The organism is Vibrio sp. ER1A (genome assembly GCF_000733315.1).
GTDB lineage: Bacteria > Pseudomonadota > Gammaproteobacteria > Enterobacterales > Vibrionaceae > Vibrio > Vibrio mediterranei.
In genome coordinates this window covers 1,556,298-1,562,608 of record NZ_JPJA01000086.1, presented here as the reverse complement: position 1 = coordinate 1,562,608, position 6,311 = coordinate 1,556,298, and the positions used below count along the sequence as shown (strand labels likewise).

At 41.0% G+C, this 6,311-nt stretch carries 4 protein-coding genes; 2 read left to right on the top strand and 2 right to left on the bottom strand.

All coding sequences use genetic code 11. From position 1 onward, the window contains the following. Positions 1-993: 993 nt before the first annotated feature. Positions 994-2,769, top strand: coding sequence for a sodium:solute symporter family transporter (locus HW45_RS13855; protein WP_038227506.1), 1,776 nt, complete (start codon positions 994-996; stop codon positions 2,767-2,769). 122 nt (positions 2,770-2,891) lie between these two features. After that, positions 2,892-4,517 carry a polysaccharide lyase 6 family protein gene (locus HW45_RS13850; protein WP_038227504.1) on the top strand — a complete coding sequence of 542 codons (1,626 nt, stop codon included), beginning with the start codon at positions 2,892-2,894 and terminating at the stop codon, positions 4,515-4,517. An 81-nt stretch (positions 4,518-4,598) separates the two neighbouring features. On the opposite strand, the gene HW45_RS13845 is transcribed toward HW45_RS13850, so the two are convergent. Further along, positions 4,599-5,495 (bottom strand): GGDEF domain-containing protein, encoded by an 897-nt coding sequence (locus HW45_RS13845; RefSeq protein WP_038227503.1) that lies wholly within the window; start codon positions 5,493-5,495, stop codon positions 4,599-4,601. A 193-nt stretch (positions 5,496-5,688) separates the two neighbouring features. Next, complete coding sequence (locus tag HW45_RS13840) at positions 5,689-6,084, bottom strand: DUF413 domain-containing protein (RefSeq protein WP_031493109.1); 396 nt, start codon at positions 6,082-6,084, stop codon at positions 5,689-5,691. Positions 6,085-6,311: the final 227 nt, after the last annotated feature.

Genomic DNA, 6,311 nt, shown 5'->3' with positions numbered 1-6,311 from the left:
CAATAGTGATGTAGTGCGGTTGATTTTTATCCAATAAAAGCATTCAAATTATCCTATTGAGGGAGGTTTCTACTTCCAACTCAAACACCATTAAAGTTGGAATGTTGTCGAATAGATTTGGTCTCAGACCACAGCAACAAACTGTTGGTGATTTAGTTTGTTGTTAATGATGGGATAGAGACAGAGTATGCACAAAAATACACTTATGACTTTTATTAAATACTACAAATATGCAAGTTTTGACGTGTTGAAAGAGAGGTGACAGTATCAAAAATACTTGGAAGAGAGTTTTCTATCGAGACTTAGGTTGCGAGGTTTGAGATTTAAATTGTTTCATTTCAGTGTGTTAATGTTATTTTTGTGATATGGCAGTCGCGGAAGAGTTCTACACCTTTCCAAAACATGATCCATGTCGCATTAATTTTATTTGTAATACATTAATATTAATTTGCTTTGGTAGAGCACGACACGAAGTGTCAGAATTAGCTTGGATGTGGCAAAGCAGCCAAGCGTTCAGATTATTCCATACGACCCCAAGCGAATGGGATGATTCTCCAAAACCTACTTGATAAGTATAAGAGTGTTGTTTACCACCTCACTCAAACACCCCCGGAGTTAATGTCGACGTCACTCTACATTGACAATGGATCTCCTAATGTCGTTTTAACCCTCGCATTATTACAGGTGATGCGAGGGTGTTTTTTTATGTCTTACAATAAATTGTCTCACTTACTTATGATTTCCTTAATTTATAAATCATTAGTTTTGATTATGGTTTTATTTAACTGATTGTTTTTTCTTTTAAATTGTGGGTTTGTATCTCGGTTGTGATGTAGATCTCGATATTCTTTAAAATATGATACGGATCATATGTAATACAATAATGATAGTTAAATAAACGATCTTGTTCACGTAATAATTATATTGTACTACAAATTGTAAGGTGTGGACGTATAGTTAACGTAACCGAATAACATATCAAAAGGTTTCAAGATGGATCTCAATACCCTAATTGTAGGCATCTATTTCCTATTTCTTATAGCAATAGGCTGGATGTTCCGAACATTTACTAGCACTACAAGCGACTACTTCCGTGGGGGCGGTAGCATGCTTTGGTGGATGGTTGGTGCAACAGCATTTATGACGCAGTTTAGCGCTTGGACATTTACCGGAGCTGCGGGCAAAGCGTTTACCGATGGTTTTGCCGTTGCCATCATTTTTATTGCCAACGCATTTGGCTATTTAATGAATTACCTATACTTTGCTCCTAAATTCCGTCAGTTGCGTGTCGTCACTGTCATCGAAGCGATACGTATGCGTTTTGGCAAAGTAAATGAACAGGTATTTACGTGGTCAGGGATGCCTAACAGTGTTATCTCGGCAGGTATTTGGCTGAATGGTCTCGCCATCATCGCTTCTGGTATTTTTGGATTCGATATGACCACAACCATTATTCTTACCGGCCTTGTGGTTCTTGTCATGTCTGTGACCGGTGGTTCTTGGGCCGTCATTGCCTCTGACTTCATGCAAATGGTCATTATCATGGCCGTAACGGTAAGGTGTGCAATTGTTGCTGTTTATCATGGTGGTGGTGTTTCCAATATCGTTGAGAACTTCCCAACTGAGTCATTTGTTACCGGTGATAACCTCAACTATTTAAGTATCTTCAGTATCTGGGCTGTATTTATTTTCCTAAAGCAGTTTAGCATTACTAACAACATGTTGAACTCATATCGCTATTTGGCTGCAAAAGACTCAAATAACGCTCGTAAAGCTGCACTTTTGGCATGTGTGTTGATGACGCTTGGGCCAATAATTTGGTTTATGCCTTCATGGTTTATTGCAGGTCAAGGTGTGGACTTGGCGGCACAATACCCAGAAGCTGGTTCTAAAGCGAGCGACTTTGCGTACCTTTACTTCGTTCAAGAGTATATGCCAGTGGGCATGGTTGGTCTTTTGATTGCAGCGATGTTCGCAGCGACCATGTCTTCCATGGACTCTGGCCTGAACCGTAACTCAGGGATTTTTGTTAAGAACTTTTATGAGCCGATTCTGCGTCCAAATGCCAATGAAAAAGAGCTAGTCGTGGTTTCTAAGCTGACGTCTACTTTCTTCGGCATTGCTATTATTCTAGTCGCTCTGTTTATTAACTCCCTTAAAGGTTTAAGCCTTTTCGACACTATGATGTACGTGGGTGCTTTGATCGGCTTCCCAATGACTATTCCTGCATTCTGTGGTTTCTTCATTCGTAAAACGCCGGATTGGGCGGGTTGGGGAACGCTAGTCGTCGGTGGCTTTGTCTCTTATTTCGTCGGTTTTGTCATTACGGCAGACATGATTCAAAACTGGTTCGGTCTTAATGAGTTGACTGGTCGTGAATGGGCTGATTTAAAAGTCGCTATTGGTTTGATTGGTCACATGATTTTCACCGCAGGTTTCTTTGTACTCTCAACGTTGTTCTATAAGCCTTTACCTGAGCATCGTGAAAAAGACGTCGACAAGTTCTTCAACAATCTAGCGACACCTCTTGTGGCAGAAAGTACTGAACAGAAGAAGCTTGATAATAGACAACGTCGTATGTTGGGTTCATTGATCGCCGTTGCTGGTGTTGGTGTAATGGCGATGTTCGTCTTGCCAAATCCATTGTGGGGGCGTTTCGTGTTTGTTCTGTGCGGCAGCATCGTCTTTGCAGTCGGCTTACTGCTCGTCAAAGCAGTGGATGACAAAGTGGAAAGTGCGGCTGAAGCCAACGTAGCTACCGAAAACTAGAGCGTTTTATTCATAAATATTGAGCGGCTGATTCCAGCTGCTTTCAACCTTTCTAATGCTTGCAACGTTCAAGCAAGTCCATTGTTAAATCTAATCCAACAAGAATTCATAAAGAGAATCACATGAAAAAAAATGTCCTCGCTTTATCTTTAACGGCAGTATTCGCCTCAGTTGCGCTGGTTGGTTGCGGTAACACGAATGCTGACACTACTCACGCTAATAAAACGATGCTTCAAGCGTCTGTGCCTATGGCGTTTAATGAAGTGACACGCGATTACCTTTTGTCGAGTGACAGATTGGTTGATGTTGATGGTGCGATGCTTGAGTCCAAGTCAGACCAACAGGTTAACGCACTTAAATCTCAACTTGAGAATGCAAAAGATGGTGAGGTGATTACGATTCCAGATGGAAAATATACCAATTTGGGGCATGTAACAATTGCGGCAAATGGTGTGACGATTGAGGCCGAAACTGCAGGAGCGGTTTGGTTTACTGGTCTGGTTCAATTTGAACTAACAGGTAACAACGTGACGCTAGATAGTTTGGTGTTCACTGAAGGCGGCCCGGCGGAACGTTTCGGCGGAGTTCGCATGATGGGTAACGGAAACACACTGCAAAATTCCACATTCTATTACTTCAATCATGATTATGCGTACGAACCTGATGAGCGTCGTTCTGAATATCCTAAATACCTGTGGGTGTCCTTATGGGGTAAAGATGGAAAAGTCATCAATAATCGATTTGAAGGAAAGCAAAAACGTGGCACTTTGATTGGTGTTCAGAAAGATGAGACGCCAGATAACCACCTTATTGCTCATAATATTTTTGTTGACCAAAAACAGAACCAGTTTAATGAGTTAGATATAAAAGAAGCCGTTCGTTACAACGGTAACAGCTGGGAAGCGATTCGAATTGGTGACTCGAAATCTTCGCAATGGGATTCTAGTTCTAAGTTTGTCGATAATTTGCTCGTAGATATGGATGGAGAACGTGAACTTATCTCGATCAAGTCGGGTGATAACGAGATTTCGGGTAACACAATATTCGAAAGTGCAGCGTTGATTTCATTGAGACATGGTAAAGGTAATAAGGTAGAGAACAACGTTATTCTTGGAAACAAGAAATTGCTAACAGGTGGTGTGCGCATCTACGATGAAGATCATGTGATTCGCAATAACTACTTTGCTAACACACGTGGGCGTGATGGACTAATTGAAGGTAACGCTGATCTTCGAGGTGGTATTGTCATTAATACAGGGATTATCGACGTAAAAAACGGAGAGCAGCTTGACCAGTCAGTAAAAGGAAAAGAGCTAAACAAGCAATGGACACCTAAGAACATCGACATAGAGAACAACACGTTTGTTGATACCGAGTGGGGCATTGTCTACGGTAATCAATCTCACCGTGTTAGCTTGTTCAATAATGCCGAAGTAGACAATATTTTTGCTGGTGTTGATATTCGATTTAACAACAATGTCGTCGACAATTCACAAAACCCAGAGTTTGTGAGTGTACGAGCTACAGAGCAGTTTCCTCTGGTTGATGCCAGTTACCATAATGAGTTTTACACCCCGACTTTAGTTGGGCAAGAGCAGTTAGAAAATTACTCACTAACACTTCCAAACATGTCCTTGGAAAACGGCTTTAATCAATACCAAGGAGCAGGGGCAAACACCTCTGAGTTACAATTGATTACCGCTGATAGTGCGGGGCCGACTTACGTATTAGTGAATAGCAACAGGTAACCTGTCAGGAAATTTCGTAAGGTAAAGTCAAAGCGGTCAAGTGGCCGCTTTTTTAGTGGCAGAGTACTCTGTTCTGATCGGCTAACTTAATACCATACTTTGATTTCTACCTCGGCTCTTTGCAATGTACAACGCGTCATCCGCTCTTGAAAAAATATGATTATTTCGCTCTTGATAGCGAGCTTGGGTTATGCCAACGCTCAATGTTATCGAAAAGGTCTGCTGTTCATAGTGGAAAGGAGTATCGGCTATGGTACAGCGAATGCGTTCCGCAATCTCGTAAGCCGTGTGCTGTTCAATATCAGGTAGAAGCAGTGCGAACTCTTCGCCACCTACTCGGGCGAAAGTATCATCAGGCCGAATGATATCTTGTATTCGAGCAACCACTTCTTTTAGCGTGTTATCCCCAGCTAGGTGTCCATAGGTATCGTTGACCTTTTTGAAGTAATCAATATCCATCAACAATAAACAGTGTGGGGTCGTGCTTTTAGTTATGGTTGCTAATGTGGAGAAAAAATAGCGGCGATTAGCTATTTGTGTGAGTGGATCGGATTCACTCTGTTTACGGAGCTTTAGTTCAAGGCGATGGCGCTTCGATATGTTTCGAGTGAGCCAACAAACTACCCTTTGGTTTTTACAGGTAAAAGAAAGCGGAAAGATCTTGCCCTCAAACCTTAATGTGCCTGCTGGACCCGATTTGGGGTCAATGCCGTTAAGATCTTCAACGCATAGATCATATTCGACAGTCATGACCTGATTATTATCGAGTGATGTGATGATTTGACTGATATACCAGTCGGCTTGCTCGGAAGGCATTACCGAGTGCAGAGTTTGCCCAATCAGTACACTGCCGTCATGATACGACTGAGTATCAGTCCCGCCAAGAAAATCAACATATTCTCCTTCTTCACTTATTATGAAGACAGGGTCAGGTAAACAAGAAAGCACCTCATATACTTCGTCTAATTCAGTAAGCATGCTCTTCCACGAATATTTTTATAATTTACTTTATTAACAATAGAGTATATAAGCAAAAAATAAATAACAAAGGTGATAGAAAAAGCTGAGGTTGAGATCGAGAAATAGGTTTAAAAGCTATATGTGACAGCTAGTTGTATAAGCTATCACATATATTTACGACAAGCTGGAGAGCTTTGGTTTCCCTGTAAAACTAGTTGTCAGAATCTATATTCTCATCAGTTATGTCATCACTGAGCACATCTGAATCGTCATAGTCCACATCTTCATTGATTGTCTCTGGCTCAGATTTCTTACCATTTAATGCATGAAACCTTTTCCTATCGCGTGCAAGGTGTATGTATTTTAACCATGTTTTTTCTAGTTTGCTCTCTGCATGACTTTCGTCTTGGAGTACTTCTAGAAAGTGTTTTTCTGAATCCGATTCCGGAGATAGCTCGCCACTTTCTAGCAAACTCATCGTATCTCCAAAGCGAATCAAGATATCTTCTTCAGCTAAAGTAAAATCGCCAGATTTAGCAAATCCACGTCGAAACCGCTTGTTATCGTAAAAAGGTCTCTTTCCAAGACGAAAATCTACATTTGACATAGCCACCCTCATAAAATGACGTTAATCATCGAACTCAGCCTCAGTATAGACAGAGGATGTAAGGTTTTTGAAATTCTACCCATCGATTTTTTCAACGTTTTTTGGTTTGTTCATTAACTCATTGGTTAGACGCTACTTTTACTTGGGTTTTTTAATATTGTGTGATGGTTTGATGAAGATTTCATGTCGCCCTTGAGTTCCGAAAGTGGCTAGTAAGATGCAAAATG

Excerpts from the sequence above, each read along its gene's own strand:
- HW45_RS13845 (WP_038227503.1), bottom strand. The coding sequence starts at position 5,495 with ATGCTTACTGAATTAGACGAAGTATATGAGGTGCTTTCTTGTTTACCT.
- HW45_RS13840 (WP_031493109.1), bottom strand. The coding sequence starts at position 6,084 with ATGTCAAATGTAGATTTTCGTCTTGGAAAGAGACCTTTTTACGATAAC.
- HW45_RS13850 (WP_038227504.1), top strand. The coding sequence starts at position 2,892 with ATGAAAAAAAATGTCCTCGCTTTATCTTTAACGGCAGTATTCGCCTCA.
- HW45_RS13855 (WP_038227506.1), top strand. The coding sequence starts at position 994 with ATGGATCTCAATACCCTAATTGTAGGCATCTATTTCCTATTTCTTATA.